17 protein-coding genes and 2 tRNA genes are annotated in these 20811 nt (G+C 54.2%); 14 read left to right on the plus strand and 5 right to left on the minus strand.

All coding sequences use genetic code 11. The features are described 5' to 3' along the window. A partial coding sequence (gene mfd / locus ABWP81_RS02440; protein WP_353139003.1) for a transcription-repair coupling factor occupies window positions 1-3446 on the minus strand: 3446 nt, incomplete at its 3' end. A gap of 58 nt (window positions 3447-3504) precedes the next feature. Between mfd and ispD the strand changes: the two genes are divergently transcribed. Together ispD and ispF are read left to right on the plus strand one after the other, a co-directional pair. After that, the gene (gene ispD / locus ABWP81_RS02445) at window positions 3505-4215 is read left to right on the plus strand and encodes a 2-C-methyl-D-erythritol 4-phosphate cytidylyltransferase (protein WP_353139006.1); all 711 of its coding nucleotides are present in this window, start codon (window positions 3505-3507) and stop codon (window positions 4213-4215) included. 28 nt (window positions 4216-4243) lie between these two features. Then, the gene (ispF, locus tag ABWP81_RS02450) at window positions 4244-4726 is read left to right on the plus strand and encodes a 2-C-methyl-D-erythritol 2,4-cyclodiphosphate synthase (RefSeq protein ID WP_353139009.1); all 483 of its coding nucleotides are present in this window, start codon (window positions 4244-4246) and stop codon (window positions 4724-4726) included. On the opposite strand, the gene ABWP81_RS02455 is transcribed toward ispF, so the two are convergent. Both ABWP81_RS02455 and ABWP81_RS02460 read right to left on the minus strand, forming a co-directional pair. After that, the gene (locus ABWP81_RS02455; RefSeq protein ID WP_353133437.1) at window positions 4723-5136 is read right to left on the minus strand and encodes a hypothetical protein; all 414 of its coding nucleotides are present in this window, start codon (window positions 5134-5136) and stop codon (window positions 4723-4725) included. The two genes, ispF and ABWP81_RS02455, sit on opposite strands and share 4 nt — an antisense overlap. 94 nt (window positions 5137-5230) lie before the next feature. After that, entirely contained in the window at window positions 5231-6013 is a 783-nt protein-coding gene (locus tag ABWP81_RS02460) for a 3-hydroxybutyrate dehydrogenase (protein WP_353139012.1), read from the minus strand. Window positions 6014-6074: 61 nt separating this feature from the next. Here ABWP81_RS02460 and ABWP81_RS02465 point away from each other — a divergent pair, with 61 nt between their 5' ends. The 4 genes from ABWP81_RS02465 to rimO all read left to right on the plus strand — a co-directional run bounded on the left by ABWP81_RS02465 (window position 6075) and on the right by rimO (window position 10276). Further along, a complete protein-coding gene (locus ABWP81_RS02465) occupies window positions 6075-8270 on the plus strand; it encodes a RelA/SpoT family protein (RefSeq protein ID WP_353139015.1) in 2196 nt (731 codons plus the stop codon). 31 nt (window positions 8271-8301) lie between these two features. Further along, window positions 8302-8378: transfer RNA gene (locus ABWP81_RS02470), tRNA-Val, on the plus strand. Window positions 8379-8450: 72 nt separating this feature from the next. Beyond that, window positions 8451-8897: a polyhydroxyalkanoate synthesis repressor PhaR gene (phaR, locus tag ABWP81_RS02475; RefSeq protein ID WP_353139018.1), complete on the plus strand. Its 447-nt coding sequence runs from the start codon at window positions 8451-8453 to the stop codon at window positions 8895-8897. After that, complete coding sequence (rimO, locus tag ABWP81_RS02480) at window positions 8894-10276, plus strand: 30S ribosomal protein S12 methylthiotransferase RimO (RefSeq protein WP_353139021.1); 1383 nt, start codon at window positions 8894-8896, stop codon at window positions 10274-10276. Before phaR ends, rimO begins: the two co-directional genes overlap by 4 nt. A 51-nt stretch (window positions 10277-10327) precedes the next feature. Here the strand turns inward: rimO and ABWP81_RS02485 are convergent. After that, window positions 10328-10412 (minus strand) — tRNA-Leu (locus ABWP81_RS02485). 23 nt (window positions 10413-10435) lie between these two features. Here ABWP81_RS02485 and rnr point away from each other — a divergent pair. After that, window positions 10436-12661, plus strand: coding sequence for a ribonuclease R (gene rnr, locus ABWP81_RS02490; RefSeq protein ID WP_353139172.1), 2226 nt, complete (start codon window positions 10436-10438; stop codon window positions 12659-12661). Between the two features lie 90 nt (window positions 12662-12751). Here the strand turns inward: rnr and ABWP81_RS02495 are convergent, their stop codons facing one another. Continuing rightward, window positions 12752-14008, minus strand: coding sequence for a D-amino acid dehydrogenase (locus ABWP81_RS02495; protein ID WP_353139024.1), 1257 nt, complete (start codon window positions 14006-14008; stop codon window positions 12752-12754). Between the two features lie 215 nt (window positions 14009-14223). Here ABWP81_RS02495 and rpsB point away from each other — a divergent pair, with 215 nt between their 5' ends. The 7 genes from rpsB (at window position 14224) to rseP (ending at window position 20762) form a co-directional block, all read left to right on the plus strand. Continuing rightward, the gene (rpsB, locus tag ABWP81_RS02500; protein ID WP_353135512.1) at window positions 14224-14964 is read left to right on the plus strand and encodes a 30S ribosomal protein S2; all 741 of its coding nucleotides are present in this window, start codon (window positions 14224-14226) and stop codon (window positions 14962-14964) included. A gap of 83 nt (window positions 14965-15047) precedes the next feature. After that, window positions 15048-15941 (plus strand): translation elongation factor Ts, encoded by an 894-nt coding sequence (gene tsf, locus ABWP81_RS02505; protein ID WP_353135515.1) that lies wholly within the window; start codon window positions 15048-15050, stop codon window positions 15939-15941. 78 nt (window positions 15942-16019) lie between these two features. Further along, window positions 16020-16742: a UMP kinase gene (pyrH, locus tag ABWP81_RS02510; protein ID WP_353139027.1), complete on the plus strand. Its 723-nt coding sequence runs from the start codon at window positions 16020-16022 to the stop codon at window positions 16740-16742. Between the two features lie 47 nt (window positions 16743-16789). After that, entirely contained in the window at window positions 16790-17350 is a 561-nt protein-coding gene (frr, locus tag ABWP81_RS02515) for a ribosome recycling factor (protein ID WP_353135521.1), read from the plus strand. Window positions 17351-17355: 5 nt separating this feature from the next. Beyond that, the gene (locus ABWP81_RS02520; protein ID WP_353139030.1) at window positions 17356-18192 is read left to right on the plus strand and encodes a phosphatidate cytidylyltransferase; all 837 of its coding nucleotides are present in this window, start codon (window positions 17356-17358) and stop codon (window positions 18190-18192) included. Further along, entirely contained in the window at window positions 18189-19388 is a 1200-nt protein-coding gene (gene ispC / locus ABWP81_RS02525; protein ID WP_353135527.1) for a 1-deoxy-D-xylulose-5-phosphate reductoisomerase, read from the plus strand. Before ABWP81_RS02520 ends, ispC begins: the two co-directional genes overlap by 4 nt. Window positions 19389-19391: 3 nt before the next feature. Then, the gene (rseP, locus tag ABWP81_RS02530; protein ID WP_353139033.1) at window positions 19392-20762 is read left to right on the plus strand and encodes an RIP metalloprotease RseP; all 1371 of its coding nucleotides are present in this window, start codon (window positions 19392-19394) and stop codon (window positions 20760-20762) included. The last annotated feature ends 49 nt before the right edge of the window (window positions 20763-20811 follow it).

The following is a 20811-nucleotide window of genomic DNA, read 5'->3' on the forward strand; positions in this document are numbered from 1 at the left end:
GGCGTACCCAACGACCGCAACACATCGCGCACCATTTGCGCACGGGCTTTGGGCTCCGGCAGCTCACGTTCGATGCGCAGGCGGTCGTTGCCGGCCAGTTTGATGTGTTTGTTTTTCTGCACCAGCTCGATGATGCGCATGGCATCAAACGGCGGGTTGGGTTTGAAGCTGATGTGGGTCACACCGGGGGTGGCATCGACTTTGGTCACGCCATAGCTGCGGGCTTGAACGCGTAGACGGTGCACATCGATCAAGGTTTGCGCTTGTGCGGGCAGTTTGCCAAAGCGGTCCACAATTTCTTCTAGCAGCGCGTCGATTTGGTCGCCCGTTTTGGCGGTGGCCAATTTTTTGTAGAACGACAGGCGCAGATGCACATCGCCGCAGTAGTCGTCGGGCAGCAGGGCGGGTGCGTGCAGGTTGATTTCGGTGGTAGCGCTCAAGGGGCTGAGCAGGTCTGGCTCTTCACCGTTCTTCAAGGCGCGCACGGCTTCGCTGAGCATCTCGTTGTAGAGCTGAAAGCCCACTTCCAGCATGTTGCCGCTTTGGTTTTCGCCCAGCACTTCACCCGCGCCTCGGATTTCAAGGTCGTGCATGGCGAGGTAAAAGCCGGAGCCCAGTTCTTCCATTTGTTGAATCGCGTCCAAGCGTTGCGCGGCTTGTTTGGTCAGGCCCTGTGTGTCGGGCACCATGAGGTAGGCATAGGCTTGGTGGTGGCTTCGACCCACGCGGCCTCGCAGCTGGTGCAGCTGGGCCAAACCAAACTTGTCGGCGCGGCTCATGATGATGGTGTTGGCGCTCGGCACGTCAATGCCGGTTTCGATGATGGTGGAGCACAGCAGTATGTTGTAGCGTTGGGCTACAAAGTCACGCATGACGCGTTCAAGTTCGCGCTCGGGTAATTGGCCGTGGGCCACGGCGATGCGGGCTTCGGGCAGCAGCTCTTCTAGCTGTGCGCGACGGTTTTCAATGGTTGCCACATCGTTGTGCAAGAAGTAGCACTGGCCACCCCGTTTGAGTTCGCGCAGCACAGCTTCGCGAATCACGCCGTTGCCTTCGTTGCGGACAAATGTTTTGATGGCCAGGCGGCGTTGCGGTGCGGTGGCAATCACGCTCAAGTCGCGCAGGCCCTCGAGCGCCATGCCCAAGGTGCGAGGGATGGGCGTGGCGGTGAGCGTGAGGATGTCCACCTCTGCGCGCATGGCCTTCATGGCTTCTTTGTGGCGCACGCCAAAGCGGTGCTCTTCATCAATGATGAGCAGACCGAGGTCTTTGAATTTGACGGACTCGCTCAGCAACTTGTGCGTGCCGATCACGATGTCGACTTGGCCTTCAGCCAAACCTTTGGCAGCGGCGGTGATTTCTTTGGCGGAGCGAAAGCGGCTCATTTCAGCAATTTTGATGGGCCATTTGCTAAAGCGGTCGACCAAGGTTTGGTAATGCTGTTCGGCCAACAAGGTGGTGGGCGCTAAGAAGGCCACTTGCTTGCCGCCTGTGACAGCCACAAACGCGGCACGCAAGGCCACTTCGGTTTTGCCAAAGCCCACGTCGCCACAAATCAGGCGGTCCATGGGGCGTGGGCTGATCATGTCTTGCATGACCGCGTGGATGGCGGCGCGTTGGTCGGCGGTTTCTTCAAAGCCAAAGTCGTTGGCGAAGGTTTCGTAGTCTTGCGGTGAGTAGCGGAAGGGGTGGCCTTGGCGCGTCGCGCGGCGGGCGTAGATGTTCAGCAGCTCGGCAGCGGCATCGCGCACTTGCTCGGCAGCGCGGCGTTTGGCTTTGTCCCATTGGGCGGAGCCAAGTTTGTGCAAAGGGGCTTCGTCGGCACTCACGCCGGTGTAGCGGCCGATCAGGTGCAGCTGGCTCACCGGCACATAGAGCACGGCGCTGTCAGCATATTCGAGGTGCAAGAACTCTTGCAGGGCGGGTGTGCCGTCGGCGTTCTTTTCGCCCAAGTCCATATTGACCAAACCACGGTAGCGGCCAATGCCGTGGGCGTTGTGCACCACGGGGTCTCCTAGGTTGAGTTCAGCCAAGTCTTTGATGAGGGCTTCTACGTCGCTGACTTGCTCTTGTTTCTTGCGTCGGCGTGTGGTGGCACCCACCGCAAACAGCTCGGTCTCGGTGATCAGGTCTAGGCCGGCTTCGGTCCAGCTGAACCCGACTTGCAAGGCGGCGGTGGCGATGCCGAACTTTTCTGCACTCGCTTCAAACTCAGCCAGCGAGTCAAAGGCGGGTGGGTTGAGGTTGGAGGAGCGTAGAAAGTCGAGCAAGCTTTCGCGGCGGCCATCGCTTTCGGCCAAGATGAGCAAGCGGTTGGCCGTGTGGCCAGCATAGGCTTGCAGTTTTTGTAGGGGGTCTGCCGCGCCGCGCACCACTGTGAGGTCGGGCAGGTTTTGGACAAACGCGTTGTCGACTACGTCTGTGACGTGAGGGCGCAACGCAAACTGCGCATAGCTGTTAGCGGCGGCGTAGAACTGCTCCGCGCTCAAAAACAAATGGGCGGGCGATAAAGCAGGACGCTCAGGGTCACCTTGCACCAAACGATAGCGGTCTTGCGTGTCTTGCCAAAAGCGCTGGAACACAGGCTCTAAATCGCCGTGCAACACCACAGTGGCAGATGAGCCAAGGTAATCAAACACCGTGGCGGTTTCTTCAAAGAACAAGGGTAGGTAGTACTCAATGCCTGCGGTGGCGACGCCGTTGCCAATATCTTTGTAAATACGGCTCTTGGTCGGGTCGCCCTCAAGCATTTCGCGCCAACGGTTGCGAAACAACGCGCGTGCGGCATCGTCCATCGGGAACTCGCGCCCTGGTAGCAAGCGCACTTCGGGCACGGGGTACAGGCTGCGTTGGCTGTCGGGGTCAAAGGTGCGGATGGAGTCGATTTCGTTGTCAAACAAATCGACGCGGTAGGGCACCAGCGAACCCATGGGGAACAGGTCAATCAGACCGCCGCGCACGGCGTACTCACCTGGACTGACCACTTGGGTCACGTGCGTGTAGCCTGCCAGCGTGAGTTGCGATTTGAGCTTGGCTTCGTCAAGTGCTTGCTTGACCTTGAAATGGAAGGTGTAGCCCGCCAAGAACGCGGGGGGGGCCAAGCGGTACAGCGCGGTGGTGGCGGGAATGAGCACCACATCGGCATCGCCTTGCGAGATGCGCCACAGCGTGGCCAAGCGCTCGCTGATCAGGTCTTGATGGGGCGAGAAGCTGTCGTAGGGAAGCGTTTCCCAATCGGGGAAGAGCACGCAGCGCAAGTCGGGGGCGAAGAATGCCATTTCGTCTTGCAACCGCTGCGCGTCTCCCGCATCGGCGGTGACGATAGCGACATGTTGATGTTTGGCTTTTTCGCGAGTGCCTAACTGCGCGAGCAGCAAAGCATCGGCAGAACCGATAGGGCGGGGCAGGGCAAATCGTTTGCCGGGACTCAATGAGGGCAGGTGCATTTGGGTAATTCTAGAATGTGGGCTGGGCTTTCTTCTCGCCGAAGCTCAAACCTATTTAATGTCCCTTCATACATCTACCTCTATGCGTTTCTTTGCAGTCATTCCCTGTGCGGGTTTTGGCAGCCGCGCGGGCACTGCTATGCCCAAGCAATACCAACCCATTGCTGGCTTGCCCATGGTGGTGCACACGCTCAATGCCTTTGCTGGTGTGCAGCGCATCTCGAAGGGTGTGTTGGTGTTGGCACCTGATGATGCGCACATGGATGGCGTGCTGACAGCGCATCCGCTTTCATTGTTTTCGACATCGCGCACGGGCGGCGCAACGCGCGCTGAGAGCGTGCTGGCCGGTTTGCGTGAACTTTTGAAGCAGGGCGCTCAGGACGCCGATTGGGTGCTGGTGCACGACGCTGCACGCTGCTTGGTCACCCCCGCGCAAATCAATGCTTTGATAGATGCTTGCCAAAATGATGCGGTGGGCGGTTTGCTGGCCCACAAATTAGCCGACACTTTGAAGACTGAAAAGAATGGGCGTGTGGCCCAGACAGTTGATCGTGCCGATAAGTGGTTGGCGCAAACGCCGCAAATGTTTCGTATCGGCTTGCTGCTTCAAGCGTTAGAGCACGCGGGTGCTGTAGTGACCGATGAAGCCAGTGCCATTGAGTCGATGGGCCTCAGCCCTTTGCTCGTGCCTGGCAATGCACAAAACTTCAAGGTCACTTACCCAGAGGACTTTGCCTTGGCTGCCGCTTTTTTGAATTCACGTCCTTGAACCTACAGATTCATTGAAAGATCACACGATGACCGTACCTGCATTTCGAATTGGTGAAGGCTGGGATGTCCACGCCTTGGTTGAAGGCCGTCCTCTCATGCTGGGCGGTGTGCGTATTGAGCACACACACGGTTTGCTAGGCCACTCAGATGCGGACGTGTTGCTGCACGCGATTACCGATGCTTTGCTGGGTGCAGCGGCACTCGGTGACATTGGCAGGCACTTTTCAGACACCGATGCCGCTTATAAAGGTGCCGACTCTTGGGTGTTGCTGCAAACTACCGCGCAGCTCTTACGTTCTGCTGGTTTCCAGATTGGCAACATCGATAGCACCGTGATTGCGCAATCGCCCAAGCTGGCCGCTCACATGCCAGCGATGTGCCAACGCATTGCGCAGGCCTTGGACATTGATGTGTCTCGTGTGAATGTGAAGGCCAAGACAGCCGAAAAAATAGGCCCTGTGGGGCAGGGCCTAAGTATGGAAGCTCGCGCAGTTGCGCTGATTTACTAATTGCTTGAGGGTTTGGGGCTTAAAGTTGCCAAACCCTCAACCACTTCGCGTACCACGCGCCGGTGTTCGGGTTGCAAAGCGAAGTAGCGAGAAATCAGCTGTTGGTCAACCAAGTTGATGCGCTCATCTGTCAAAGATTCATCCGCAGGACGAGGCGGCGGTGTGCCAAACAGCAGGCCTTCAGGTGAAATCTTAAGCCACTTTGACAAGACAAGTAGTTTGTCTTGCTTGGGAATGGACACACCCATGAGCCAATTTCGCGCAGCGTGGGAAGAGATTCCCTCACCCCAATATCTCAAGTTGAATTCATTTGCAACGACGGTAGCAGAGACTCGAACGCCAGCATCTTTGAGAGCGGCGCGAAAACGATCTGCAAATTTGCTGGTCTCTTTGGGGTAGGTTTGTGTCATACCTCAAAGGTAATTCATAAATGGTCTTTTTATTTTATGGATAAGTAAAAATTTATTAAATAATGCTTACCAAAGACCAGTTATAACTAGTTAGTTACTGAGCAGCCCAACCCCCATCCATGTTCCAAGAGACGCCGCGCACATTGTTGCCCGCTTTAGAGCAAAAGAAAACAGCCAAGTCACCCAATTCTTCGGGCGTGGTGAACTGCTTAGAAGGTTCTTTTTCACCCAAGAGCAACTGGATAGCGTCTTCGTTGGAGATGTTCAAGGCCGCTGCTTTGGCATCAACTTGTTTTTGTACCAGCGGTGTCAGCACCCAGCCTGGACAAATGGCGTTGCATGTCACGCCAGTGGTTGCGTTCTCAAGAGCCGTGACCTTAGTTAGCCCAACGATGCCGTGTTTCGCCGCGACATAAGCTGACTTTTGCGCTGACCCTACCAAGCCATGAACAGATGCCACGTTGATGATGCGGCCCCAGTTTTGCTTTTGCATGTGCGGCAAAGCTAGGCGCGAGGTGTGAAATGCGCTGGTGAGGTTGATGGCGATGATGGCGTCCCAGCGCTCGACAGGAAAGTCTTCGACCGAAGCTACGTGTTGGATGCCCGCGTTGTTCACCAAAATGTCGACGCCACCAAAGAGGTCGGCAGAAAACTTCATCATGGCTTCTATCTCCACAGCTTTGCTCATATCCGCGCCGTGGTAATCCACTTTCACGCCTAAAGCAGCTACTTCGGCCTTGGGGCCTTCGACATCACCAAAACCGTTCAGGATGATGTTGGCCCCTTGGCGAGCTAGTGATTTGGCGATACCTAGACCAATGCCGCTGGTAGAACCCGTGACCAAAGCTGTTTTACCGATGAGTGTGCGTTCAGACATTTTCAAAACTCCATGCATTACGATGAGAAACCTATAGATATTATGCGGTTCAGCGGCTTACATGAAACATAACGGAGAAACGCAGCGCACCTCGCTCTTAAGCGCAACGCTGCAAGATTTACCAGACCAGCCAGAGGCGTTGACACGAGCTCGTGCGTTTGCGCAGCCTTTATTGATCGGCGCACTGCTGGATACAGGAGAAGATACGCTGACGCATGCCGATGCGGTGACTGCTATTTTGGATCAAATCGGCGGCTCTGAAGCCATGCAGGCGGCCTGCTATTTGGTGTATGCCGCTGAACATTTGCAAAAGCCAGAAGAGGTGATTGCGAAAGCTTTTGGCGCGAGTTTTGCCGAGCTGGCGATAGAAACCACGCGTTTAATTCGCGTCCAACGCCAAGCGCGAGCAGTGGCTGCTGAGTCGCAAGTCGCGTCCCTACAAACCGAAAACGTGCGCAAGATGCTGTTGGCGTTTTCGCGCGACCTGCGCGTGGTGTTGCTGCGCTTGGCGTCGCGCTTGCAAACTCTGCGCTACTTTGCTGCCAGCAAGCAGCCCGTGCCGCATAGTTTGGCTTATGAGTCTTTGCATGTGTTTGCGCCATTGGCTAACCGCTTGGGCATTTGGCAAATCAAGTGGGAGATGGAAGATTTGTCTTTCCGTTTTCTTGAGCCTAAAACCTACCGTGAAATTGCCTCGCTGCTCGACGAAAAACGTGTGGAGCGAGAAAACTACATGATGCATTTGCGTGAAAGCCTTGAGGCTGACTTAAAAGCCCAGGGTGTCTCGGCGCAAGTAGCAGGACGCCCCAAGCACATCTACAGCATCGTGAAAAAAATGCGGGGTAAGTCGCTTGACTTTTCGCATGTGTTTGACGTGCGCGCTTTAAGGGTGGTGGTACCTTCTGTACCCGACTGCTATGCCACTTTGAGCATGGTGCACAGCCAGTTTATGCCTATTGACTCTGAGTTTGACGACTACATCGCCAAGCCTAAATCCAATGGTTACCAGTCGTTGCACACCGTGGTGCGCGATGCGCAGGGGCGACCCATTGAAATTCAAATACGCACGCAAGAGATGCATGACCATGCCGAACATGGTGTAGCTGCTCACTGGGCTTACAAAGAGGCGGGCACCAAGGGCTATGCCGGAGTCAGCGCCTCTGGCGCTTACGATGCCAAGATTGCCGTGCTGCGTCAGCTCTTAGCCTGGGAGCGTGAGTTGTCAGCCGGTGCTCAAAGTCAAGCAACCACCGATGCTTTGAGCGACCGCATTTATGTGCTGACGCCTGACGCTGCTGTGGTCGAGTTGCCCCAGGGCGGCACGCCGATTGACTTTGCCTACACGCTGCATACCAACCTTGGCCATCGTTGCCGCGGAGCTCGTGTGGACGGCGCGATGGTGCCGCTCAACACTCAGTTGAAAAACGGGCAAACCGTGGAGGTGACAGCCATTAAAGAGGGCGGTCCATCGCGTGATTGGCTCAATGCCGAGCTGGGTTTTTTGGTTAGCTCACGGGCGCGTTCAAAAGTGCGTGCTTGGTTCAACGCTCAGGCCATGCAAGAAACGGCAGCTAAAGGGCGCGAGGCGGTGGAAAAACTGTTGCAGCGCGAAGGCAAAACAGCGATGAAGCTGGATGATTTGGCGTCGCAGCTAGGCTTTAAATCTGCAGAGGCGCTGTTTGAGGTTGTGGGTAAAGACGAGTTCTCGCTGCGCAATATCGAAACCTTGTTAAACCCGCCAGCCACGGTCATGGATGCAGACGATTATGTGCGTCTGAAAAAAGCACGGGCCCATGACAAAACAACTCAAAGTGGCGTGTTGGTGGTGGGCATTGATTCTTTGCTCACGCAACTCAGCAAATGCTGTAAGCCTGCACCACCCGATGACATTCGTGGCTTTGTGACACGCGGCAAAGGCGTGAGTATTCATCGGGCCGATTGCGGCAATTTTCGCCAAATGGCTATTCGCAGCGGCGGCCGTGTGATTGAGGTTGACTGGGGAAAATCGGCATCTGCACAAGCCATGGTGTATCCGGTGGATGTGAACATTGAAGCCGTGGACCGGCAGGGCTTGTTACGCGACATCTCAGAAGTGTTTGCCAAAGAAAAGATGAACGTGATTGGCGTTCAAACACAGTCTTTGAAAGACCTCGCTTGGATGACCTTCACGGTGGAAGTGGGTGATTCACGTCGCTTGCAAAAAGTTTTGGGCTTGGTGAAGGAAGTTCGCGGCGTGGGTGCCGCAAAACGCCGTTGAAGTCTGCTATGATTCTGGCTTCGAACAATGTAGGCGCGTAGCTCAGTTGGTTAGAGCACCACCTTGACATGGTGGGGGTCGTTGGTTCGATTCCAATCGCGCCTACCATATTGTTCCCCGTCAAGCCCGGCACTGTTTGAACAGTTCTGGGCTTTTCTTTGTTAACGGGAGCTGACTTCGATGAGCAGCAAAAAATCAGCAGCTTCAGATGACACGCCAGTCCGCGTGATCAAGAAGTACCCCAATCGCCGCTTGTATGACACCGCGTCATCCAGCTACGTGGCATTGGCAGATATCAAGCAACTGGTGATGAACAACACGCCGTTTCGCGTGTTGGATGCCAAGTCAGGGGAAGACCTGACGCGCAGCATCCTGTTACAAATCATCTTGGAGCATGAGTCAGAGGGCGCGCCTATCCTGACCGAACAAGTCTTGGTCAGCATCATTCGCTTTTATGGGCATTCGATGCAAGGCTTTATGGGTTCTTATTTAGAAAAAAACGTGCAAACGTTTATGGACAACGTACCGCAGTTGCCCATCGTGCCTACACTTATGAACAGCTATGCCGAGCAATTGCAAAAACAAACCGAACACATGATGGATGTGATGGGACTAAAACGTAAATGACAGAAGTAATAAACGCACCAAAAGTTGGCTTTGTGAGCTTGGGTTGCCCCAAGGCTTTGACCGATTCCGAACTTATCTTGACGCAACTCAGCGCCGAGGGCTATCAAACCTCTAAAACTTTTGCTGGCGCTGATTTGGTCATCGTCAATACCTGTGGCTTCATTGATGACGCGGTCAAAGAAAGCTTGGACACCATAGGCGAAGCTTTGGCCGAAAATGGCAAGGTCATCGTCACGGGTTGCTTAGGCGCACGTCAAGCTAAAGGTGGCGCCAACTTGGTGATGCAAATGCATCCCAGCGTGTTGGCTGTCACAGGCCCACACGCGACGCAAGAGGTGATGGACGCCGTGCACGCGCATTTACCCAAGCCGCACGACCCATTCATCGACTTGGTGCCCAACAGTTTTGGTGAAGCGGGCGTCAAGCTCACACCCAAGCACTATGCGTATTTAAAAATCAGCGAAGGCTGCAACCACCGTTGTACTTTTTGCATCATTCCGTCCATGCGTGGGGATTTGGTGAGCCGCCCCATTGGTGATGTGCTCAAAGAGGCCCGTGCTTTATTTGAAGGTGGTGTGAAGGAATTGTTGGTCATCAGTCAAGACACCTCAGCCTATGGCGTGGATGTGAAATACATCACGGGATTCTTTGACGGCCAACCGATTAAGACGCGTACCTTAGAGTTGGCGCAAGCCTTGGCTAAGCTGGCGCAAACCTATGGCGCTTGGGTGCGGTTGCATTATGTGTACCCATACCCGAGCGTGGACGAGATTATTCCTTTGATGGCTACGGGCCATGTGTTGCCGTATCTGGATGTGCCGTTCCAACACAGCCACCCAGATGTGTTAAAGCGCATGAAGCGCCCAGCCAGCGGCGAGAAAAATCTTGAGCGCATTGCGCGTTGGCGCGAACTATGCCCGCAAATCGTGATTCGCAGCACTTTCATTGCTGGTTTTCCCGGCGAGACCGAAGAAGAGTTTGAGCACTTGCTCAACTTCGTGCGTGAAGCCGAAATCGATCGTGCGGGTTGTTTTGCTTATAGCCCTGTCGACGGTGCTGCAGCCAACGACATTGCAGGCATGTTGCCAAAAGAAGTGCGTGAAGAGCGCCGAGCCCGTTTCATGGCTGTGGCCGAAGAGGTTTCTATTGCCAAACTTAAACGCCGCATTGGCTCGACCCTACAAGTGTTGGTCGACTCAGCACCTGCGGGTGGTCGAAAAGGCGGCGTGGGCCGCAGTTATGCAGATGCGCCTGAGATTGACGGCGTGGTGAAGTTGTTACCGTCAGAGAAACTTAGCAAAGTGTTGAAAGTTGGTGAATTCACCCGCGCCAAAGTGGTGGCGACAGATGGTCACGATCTTGTCGCATTACCGATTTAAATTAACAAAAACAAAAGCCACCTCAAAAGGTGGCTTTCATTTAACTTATATTGGTGCCCAGGACTGGACTCGAACCAGCACGATGTTACTCGCTAGTACCTGAAACTAGTGCGTCTACCAATTCCGCCACCTGGGCATTTCAGGAAAGAAAGGCATTGTATCAAGAATTCCGTTCAGACCAGTGGATTACTGGAAGAGTTTGTCGGCACCGTCTCGGGTCACCGTGATGGACATGGTTTCGTGCAACGAGATGATGGTGCGCCCGATATCTTTTTGCCACCAAACGAAATGCGCGCGGTTTTGCACCGCGACCGCGTCAAGGCGCGAGTCGTTCGCCAAGATCGAAAAGGACGCCCTGAAGGTCGAGTAGTTGAAATTTTGGAGCGCTCCAAGCAGCCCATCATTGGACGCTTGTTACAAGAAAGTGGTGTTTGGTTAGTGGCGCCAGAAGACAAGCGCTACGGCCAAGATGTGTTGATTAACAAAGGCGCAACGGCCAAAGCCATGGTCGGTCAAGTGGTGGTGGTTGAGTTGACCGAGCCGCCAAGTTTGTACGGTCAGCCTGTGGGTCGTATCAAAGAGGTGCTGGGCGAGGTTGACGACCCTGGCATGGAAATCGAAATTGCGGTGCGGAAATATGGCGTACCGCATGAATTTTCTGATGCGTGTTTGGCCATGGCGCGAGGGTTGCCAGACAAGGTGCGTCCGCAAGATAAAAAAGACCGCGTGGATTTGACCGATGTACCTTTGGTCACCATCGATGGTGAAGACGCTCGTGACTTTGACGATGCCGTTTATTGCGAACCCACCAAAGTGGGCAAGGGCAAAGGCTGGCGTGTATTGGTGGCCATTGCCGATGTGAGTAACTACGTGGAAACCGGTAGCCCGATTGACGTAGATGCCTATGATCGCGCCACCAGTGTGTACTTTCCTCGCCGTGTGATTCCGATGTTGCCCGAAAAGCTCTCGAATGGTTTGTGTTCACTCAACCCAGATGTCGAACGCTTATGCATGGTGTGCGACATGATGATCAACGCATCCGGCAATGTGGAGGCCTATCAGTTTTACCCCGCAGTGATGTTCAGTCATGCGCGTTTCACCTACACCGAAGTGGCGGCCATTTTGTCAAACACGCGTGGCCCAGAAGCGGCCAAACGCAAAGACCGCGTTGACGATTTGCTCAACTTGCACGATGTCTACGGCGCTTTGACCAAGGCCCGTCGGGTTCGTGGGGCGGTGGACTTTGAAACGACCGAAACACAAATTGTTTGTGACGAAAGTGGCCGCATCGACAAAATCGTGCCTCGCGTGCGAAACGATGCCCACAAGTTGATTGAAGAGGCGATGTTGGCCGCCAATGTGTGTAGCGCTGACTTTATTTTGCAAAGCAAGCACCCTGGCTTATTTCGTGTGCACGAAGGTCCATCAGCTATCAAGATTGATGTGCTGCGCGGCTACCTCAAAGCTACAGGTGTGGGTTTGACAGTGGGCGACAACCCCAAGCCTGCCGAATTTCAAGCCATTGCAGAGGCCACCAAAGAGCGTCCCGATGCACAGCAAATCCATTCGATGCTGTTGCGTTCGATGTCTCAAGCGGTTTACACGCCCGACAACAACGGTCACTTTGGCTTGGCGTTTGAGGCCTACACCCACTTCACCAGCCCAATTCGTCGCTACCCCGACTTGTTGGTGCACCGCGTGATCAAAGCGATTTTGCTCAAGCGCAAATACACCTTGCCTGCTTTGCCTACGCCAGGAGAGGCGCATGCCAAGTTGGCTCGCCGCTTGGCCTCACGCGTGCGTGAGCCAGAAAATAAACTAATTCAAAAAGTCAAGCCTTCGATCGATCTGCAAGCGTGGGAAGCTGCCGGCCTACATTGCAGCGCCAATGAGCGCCGCGCCGATGAGGCGAGTCGTGACGTGGAAGCATGGCTCAAGTGCAAATACATGCGCGAGCATTTGGGCGAAGAGTATGGGGGTGTCGTGAGTTCGGCTACAAGCTTTGGTTTGTTTGTGACCTTGGATGCCATGTATGTGGAAGGGTTGGTGCACATCACAGAGCTTGGCGGAGAATATTTCCGCTTTGATGAAATGCGTCAAGAGCTCCGAGGTGAGCGAACGGGCATTCGCTACGGCATTGGCTCGCGTGTGCGTATTCAGGTCAGCCGCGTGGACTTAGATGGACGTAAGATTGATTTTCGTTTGGTGCGAGAAGCCGATGAGTTGTTGCCACGCAGTGGCAAAGATGCTTCGGGTTCACCCATACAAAACTTCAAGACGGCGGTCAAAAAAGCATTCACCAAAATGGGTGACAAGGATGGGCGTGGCGAATCCAAATCGACTGAGAAAAAAGCCGCTGCCAAGAGCCGCCGGTCTCGCAAGTAAGCCGCTGCTAAAGGGGCTTCGCTTGAACGCACAGATGCTGCCAGTGCCGCAGCATTAAGTGACGCATTGAAACTTAGCAGCCCTAAGGCTTCATCGTTGAAGATGCAAGCGTTTAAGGCCCAAGCCTTGCAAATCGATATCTGGACTTTTGCCGCTGATGCTGTCTGCCAACACGCGCGCGCTGCCGCAGGCCAAGGCCCAGCCACTGGCACCATGACCTAAATTGAGCCACACGCCAGATACCCCGCTAACGCCCACTAGGGGTGGGCCATCTGGCAGCATGGGGCGTGAGCCTTTCCACACCTGTACGTTGTCTTGCGTGCGCGCAGCGCCCGGAAACCAGTTGTCGAGCAAGCGGTACAGCGTTTTGATGCTGGCCGGGTCGTGGCGTTTGGCGTCTCCACCCATCTCTGAGCCGCCCGATACGCGCACGCGCATACCCAGCCGACTGATGGCCACTTTGTAATGCTCATCAATGATGCCGCTCCGAGGCGCATCCAGTGGTTCTCGCACGGCGGCGCTGATGGTGTAACCATGCACGGCAGCAATTGGAATACGCAGCCCCAAAGGGCGCAGCAGTTGCGAGCTGGCAAGACCTGCACATACCACCACCGCGTCAAATGTTTCGCCCATGTTGTGTTGAGCGGTGCAAACGGTTTTAGGTTGGGCTTTGGTAAGGGGCAGCACAACCGTGTTGAAGTGAAATTTCACACCCAAAGCTTCCGCTTCGCTTTTGAGCAGCAGTGTGAATTGGCGACAGTTGCTGACCTCGTCATCGGGGAAGTGAATGGCTTGCGCAAACGCGGTATCTGGGTTTAGTGCGGGCTCAATAACGCGGGCTTCTTCTTGCGTCAATTTTTTGAAACTCAAGCCAGCATCACGCATCACTTGCAAACTATCTTGCATGAGTTGTACGTCACGTTCGGAGCGCAATAGCACCATCAAACCCTGGCTGCGTTCGAACTCTAGGTTCAAAGTGTCGGTGAGTGCGCGCATCCGGTGGCTGCTGTATTCAGCCAAGCGCAGCATAATGTTGCGGTTGCGAGCAAATGTATTGCTGTTGCAGGCTTTGCGCATTTGCCACAGCCACTTCCAATCCGCCATGCTGGGGCTAGAAATGCGCAGAGGTGTGTCGCGTTGCCACAGGTGTGTCAGTACGTGCTTGACCATGCCAGGGCGAGCCCAAGGCGCGGCATAGCCTGCTGAAGCAATGCCCGTGTTGGCGAAACTACCTTCCTCAGCTGCAGCGCCATGGCGCTCAAAAATGCTGACCCGATGTCCCTGAGCTGCCAATTCATAGGCTGTGGTGATACCAATCACGCCTGCACCAATGACGGCGATATTCATGGGCTAAACCTTGTGGAAGGCTGCTGTGCGGGGGTAGTGGGCATGTATTGGTGTGCTAGAATCACATAGTTTTTCCGAGGTTGAGGCTTTGTCTCAAGTTCGGACAAATATCACTCGCAAACCAGTCCAATCAAGGTGTTGCCAAAAATTTTCAAGTCTGAAAATTTGCGGTGATCATGGACTGAATTTTAGACCCAACCTTCGGAGTATTTACTATGTCAGTCACTATGCGCGATATGCTGGAAGCCGGCGTCCACTTTGGTCACCAAACTCGCTTCTGGAACCCTAAGATGTCACCGTTCATCTTTGGTCACCGCAACAAAATTCACATCATCAACTTGGAAAAATCTTTGCCGATGTTCCAAGACGCCATCAAGTTCGTCAAGCAGTTGTCTGCGAACCGTGGCACCGTGTTGATGATTGGTACCAAGCGTCAATCCCGCGAAATCGTTGCAGCTGAAGCGCAACGTGCTGGCGTGCCTTATGTCGACCAACGTTGGTTGGGCGGCATGTTGACTAACTTCAAAACGGTCAAGACATCCATCAAGCGTTTGAAAGACATGAAAATCCAGCAAGAAGCTGGCTTGGAGACCTTGTCTAAAAAAGAGCAACTGATGTTCAAGCGTGAAATGGAAAAGCTTGAAAAAGACATTGGCGGCATTCAAGACATGGCTGTTTTGCCAGATGCGATTTTTGTGATCGACGTGGGTTACCACAAAATCGCCATTGCTGAAGCTAAGAAATTGGGCATCCCATTGATTGGCGTGGTGGACTCTAACCACTCACCCGAAGGTATTGACTACATCATCCCAGGCAATGACGACTCGTCGAAGGCTGTGACTTTGTACGCTCGCGGTGTCGCTGACGCGATCATCGAAGGCCGTGCCAACGCTACCAACGACTTGGTCAAAGCTGTGACCGAAGGCGACGAAGAGTTCGTTGAAGTCGCTGCTTAATCACGCGGCCCAAACTTGAAAAGGGGCTTCTGAAGCCCCTTTTTCACAACCAAATTGTTTTGAACTGATGACGGAGAAATTAAATGGCAGCAATTACCGCAAGCATGGTCGCTGAGTTACGCGCAAAAACCGACGCTCCAATGATGGAGTGCAAGAAAGCTTTGACAGAGGCCGAGGGGGATATGGCCAAGGCAGAAGAGTTGCTTCGCGTTAAGTTGGGCAGCAAAGCTGGCAAGGCTTCTAGCCGAATCACTGCCGAAGGCGTGGTAACCAGCTTCATTACGGGCAATACGGGCGCCTTGTTGGAAGTGAATTGCGAAACCGACTTTGTGACCAAGAACGACAGTTTCTTGGCCTTGGCTCAAGCGGCTGCCAAGTTGGTGGCAGAGCACAACCCAGCCTCTATTGATGCCTTGGGCGCTTTGGCTTACGAGCAAGAGAGTTTTGGTCCAACGCTCGAAGACGTGCGCAAAGGTTTGATCGGCAAGATCGGCGAGAACATGAGTTTCCGTCGCTTCAAGCGTTTTGACGGCGCACACAAGCTGGCTTCTTACTTGCACGGCACCCGTATTGGCGTGTTGGTCGAGTTTACCGGCGATGAAACAGCCGCTAAAGATGTCGCTATGCATGTGGCTGCAATGAAGCCAGTGGCTTTGACCAGTGCCGACGTGCCTGCCGATTTGATCGAAAAAGAGCGTTCAGTCGCTGCAGCCAAAGCGGCTGAGTCTGGCAAGCCTGCAGACATTGCGACCAAAATGGTGGAAGGCTCTGTGCAAAAGTACCTCAAAGAGGTGTCTTTGTTCAATCAAACTTTTGTGAAGAATGACAAGCAAAGCGTTGAACAAATGCTCAAGGCTGCTAACACTCAAGTGGCTTCTTTCACCCTTTATGTGGTGGGCGAGGGTATTGAGAAAAAGGTTGACGACTTTGCCGCCGAAGTGGCCGCTCAAGTCGCTGCCGCTAAACAGTCTGCTTGATCACAAAGGGGAGTTCAGGCTCCCCTTTTGTTATCCCCGTCGTACATCAATTCACCACCACACATAAGGAGCCTTTTCATGACCTCATCCAAGCCAGCCTACAAGCGTATCTTGCTCAAGCTGTCCGGAGAGGCCTTGATGGGCGACGATGCGTTTGGCATCAATCGCGCCACCATCGTTCGCATCGTGGACGAAGTGACTGAGGTCATCAACCTTGGTGTTGAAATAGCCATTGTCATTGGTGGTGGCAACATCTTCCGCGGTGTCGCGGGTGGCTCTGTCGGCATGGACCGAGCTACAGCTGACTACATGGGCATGTTGGCCACGGTGATGAACTCATTGGCCTTGGCTGATGCCATGAACAAGACAGGTTTAACTGCGCGTGTGATGTCAGCCATTGCGATTGACCAAGTGGTTGAGCCCTATGTCCGCCCCAAGGCGTTGCAATACCTTGAAGAGGGCAAAGTGGTGGTGTTTGCTGCTGGCACAGGTAACCCTTTCTTCACCACTGATACGGCCGCTGCTTTGCGGGGTGCTGAGATAGGCGCTGAGATAGTTCTCAAAGCCACCAAGGTGGACGGCGTTTACTCTGCCGATCCCAAGAAAGACCCCAACGCCACACGCTACACCGAGCTCAGCTTTGACCAAGCTATTGGCCAAAATCTAGGCATCATGGACGCAACTGCTTTTGCGTTGTGTCGCGACCAAAAATTACCGATCAAGGTATTCTCTATTTTCAAGAACGGTGCGCTCAAGCGCGTCGTCATGGGCGAAGACGAAGGTACTTTGGTTTACGCGTAATCTCCCCTTTTTTCGAACCTCACACTGCGCTGCCCCAGGAGCTCAACATGACCATCGCTGACATCAAGAAAAACACAGAAACCAAAATGGGCCAGTCCATCGCGGCCTTCAGCAACAGTTTGACCAAAATTCGTACGGGCCGTCCTAGCCCCTCATTGCTGGACACCGTTCAAGTGGACTATTACGGTTCGATGGTGCCAATCAGCCAAGTGGCTAACGTCTCTTTGTTAGACGCGCGCACCCTGAGTGTGCAACCTTGGGAAAAGCCCATGGGCGCCAAAATTGAAAAAGCCATTCGCGACAGCGATTTGGGTTTAAACCCCTCGTCCATGGGTGAGTTGATTCGCGTGCCAATGCCTCCGATGTCGGAGGAGCGTCGCAAAGAATTGACCAAAGTGGTTCGTACCGAAGGTGAAAACGCCAAAGTGGCCGTGCGCAATTTGCGCCGTGATGCCAATGAGTCGGTGAAAAAGTTGGTCAAAGACAAACTCGCTTCTGAAGACGATCAAAAACGCGCAGAAGCCGACACCCAAAAAGTGACTGACAGTCACATTTCTGAGATAGACAAGCTCATTGCTGGCAAAGAGCACGAGATCATGTCGGTCTAAACCGGATGTTGAAGCAACGCGTCATCACTGCGCTGGTTTTGTTGGCGCTCTTATTGCCCGCATTGTTGGCGGACACAGCAGAGCCTTTGGCTGGCCTCACGCTTGTTCTCATTGCTGCAGGCGCATGGGAATGGGGGCGTTTGAATGGCTTTGACATGAGAAGCGCCTTGCGCGTGTCAGCCGTGTGCGTGATGCTGTGTCTTTTTGCTTGGTCTGCACGTTGGGCGTATGAGTCGCCCGCCAATATTTGGACCATCACAGGGGCGGCTTGGGTTTTCATTGCTGCATGGTTGATTCGCCACGGCATTAGCCGTTGGGTCTTGATTTCGCGCTGGTTGCGTTTGACGGTGGGCGTGTTGGCTTTGTGGCTGTCTTGGGTTGCCATTTACCAAGCCAAAGTTATCGGTTTAAATTTCTTAATGTCATTGTTGATGTTGGTTTGGGTCGCAGACGTTGCTGCTTATTTTTCAGGCCGTGCTTTTGGTCGACGCAAACTTGCCCCTGCCATCAGCCCCGGTAAAAGTTGGGAAGGTGTTTGGGGCGCCATGGTGGGCGTGTTGTTCATGGCCTGTATTTGGATTTGGGTTGACACGCAATTCGCGTTGGATAGTCAAAGTTTGTACACCCTTTTATACATTCGTGGCGCACCGTTTTTGGTGCTGGCTGTTCTGTTTTTGACCATGATGAGTGTGGCGGGTGACTTGGTCGAATCTTTGGTCAAGCGCAGTGCTGACATGAAAGACAGCAGTCACTTGTTGCCAGGACATGGCGGTGTGCTGGACCGTGTAGACGCTTTATTGCCCGCCTTGCCCTTGGCCATGATGTTGGTGCAATTCGTATGACTGACAAGCCACTTCGCATCACAGTACTGGGTTCAACGGGCTCCATTGGCACCAATACCCTGGACGTCATTGCACGTCACCCCGAACGATTTGAACTGTTTGCGCTGACTGGTGCCAGCCAAGTGGATTTGATGTTGCGCCAATGCGCTCAGTTCAAACCTCGCTTTGCGGTGATGGTGTCTGAGGATGCTGCAAAACAACTCAAAGACAAAATGAAGGCTGAGAGTTTGAGTACCCAAGTGCTTTGCGGCACAGTTGCTTTAGATGAAGTGTCTGCGCATCCAGATGTCGATGTGGTGATGGCCGCCATCGTGGGCGCTGCAGGTTTATCGCCTTGCTTAGCGGCCGCTCGTGCTGGCAAGCGTTTGCTGTTGGCCAACAAAGAAGCGCTGGTGGTAGGCGCCGAAGTGTTTTTGGATGCGGTCACACAAGGCGGTTCCACTCTCCTGCCGATTGACAGCGAACATTCGGCTATTTTTCAGTCCTTGCCTGAAGATGTGTCCACTTGGGACACGCGTGTTGAAAAAATCATCCTCACAGCTTCTGGCGGGCCGTTTCGCACGCGTGAATTGGCCACACTCAAAGACGTCACACCAGAGCAAGCATGTGCGCATCCCAATTGGGTGATGGGCCGCAAGATTTCGGTGGACTCTGCCACGATGATGAACAAAGCGCTCGAGGTGATTGAAGCGCGATATTTGTTTGGCTTGCCCCCCGAGCGCTTAGAGGTGGTCATTCACCCACAAAGCATCATCCACTCCATGGTTCAGTACCGTGACACATCGGTGGTGGCGCAGTTAGGTTCGCCTGACATGCGTGTGCCTATTGCCTATGGCTTGAGCTGGCCTGAACGCATGACATCAGGTGCCCAAGCCTTAGATTTTCATACCTTGTCGGCCATGACCTTTGAAGCTTTGGATGACCACGGACACCCCGAGCGCTTTGCGGGCATTCACCTAGCGTGGGATGCACTGCGTGGCCCTCGCGGTACAACCGCCGTGCTGAATGCGGCCAACGAAATAGCAGTCGCCGCCTTTTTAGAGCGGCGCATTCGCTTTGACCAAATTCATGCTGTGAACCAAAACTGCATGGCACACATGTCACCTGCTGCACCGAACAGTTTGGACGATTTACTGGCCTTGGATTCACAGGCCCGCGCCGTGGCTGAAGACGCTGTGCGCTTGTTGGCCAAGTAAGCCATGACGGTTCTAGCCTTCTTGCTTGCGCTTGGTGTGCTGATCACCGTGCACGAGTGGGGCCACTACCGCGTGGCGGTGGCGTGTGGTGTGAAAGTGCTGACATTTTCTATTGGCTTTGGTAAACCCCTCTTGCGTTGGAAATCCCGTTCGCCGCACGCAGGGCAAGATACCGAGTTTTGCATCAGCCTCATTCCCTTGGGCGGCTACGTCAAGATGCTCGACGAGCAAGCTGGGGAAGTCTCACCCCAAGATGCGCCCATGGCGTTTAACCGTCAGCCTTTGTGGGCCAGAGCTGCCATTGTGTCGGCAGGTCCTGTGGCGAATTTACTGTTGGCCATGTGTTTGTACGCCGCCACCTTTTGGGTTGGGCAATACGAAACGAAGGCAACTTTGGCTGCGCCTGTTGCTGGCTCGATGGCTGAGGTGGCAGGTTTTCGCAGTGGGGACACCGTGCTGAGTGTCGGCTCGTCTGCCGAAGATTTGCAAGAGGTGGCTTCGCTTGATGCTTTGCGTTGGTGGCTACTGCAGCAAGATGCATCGCCTGTTTATCTTGAGGTGCAGCCACAGGGCAAGCAAAGCTCGCGCATGATGAGTTTGCCTGCCCTTGCGCCAGGCGCTGAGTCCAAAGATGGCAATGCTTGGCAAGCTTGGGGCTTCACAGGGGCTTGGAGCCGCGCTGTGTTGGGCGAAGTGCAACTTGGGCGGCCCGCTGATGTGGCAGGCTTGAAGCGGGGTGATGAAGTGCTGCGAATTGATGGTCAAGCGGTGTCTGACGCCAGTGCTTTGCGCGCTGCCGTTCGTGCCAGTGGTCAGCACCAAGCGCCAGTGATGCAAGCGTGGCTTGTCTCACGAGAGGGACGTTTGATATTCATCGATGTCACACCCGAGCGTGTGGCCGATGGTTCGCAGTTGATGGGCCGCATTGGTGCTCAAGTTGGCGAGCCCCCAACTAAAGTATGGGTTCAATATGGCGTGTTCGATGGGCTTGGCCAAGCAGCGACCAAGACATGGGAGGTCATCGTCATGACCCTTGACATGTTGTGGCGCTTGCTGAGTGGGAATGCGTCGCTTGACAACCTCAGTGGCCCGCTCACCATGGCTGACTATGCGGGTCGTTCAGCCAGCTTAGGGCTGGGTGCCTATTTAAGTTATCTGGCCTTGGTTAGCGTGGGACTTGGTGTGTTTAATCTGCTGCCATTGCCGATGCTCGATGGTGGGCACCTGTTGTATTATCTTTACGAATTCTGTACAGGCCATCCTCCTTCGCCCGCATGGCTTGACGCCTTGCAGCGTGCAGGTTTGGCAATCCTTGTGGCACTGATGGTTTTTTCTCTTTTTAACGATGTGGTTCGCCTGGGTTGGCTTCCATGAGTCTTCCTAAACATCCCATGACTATGCAACTTTCACAATTCCGTCGCAC

It is taken from the genome of Limnohabitans sp. (assembly GCF_040401135.1).
GTDB lineage: Bacteria > Pseudomonadota > Gammaproteobacteria > Burkholderiales > Burkholderiaceae_C > Limnohabitans.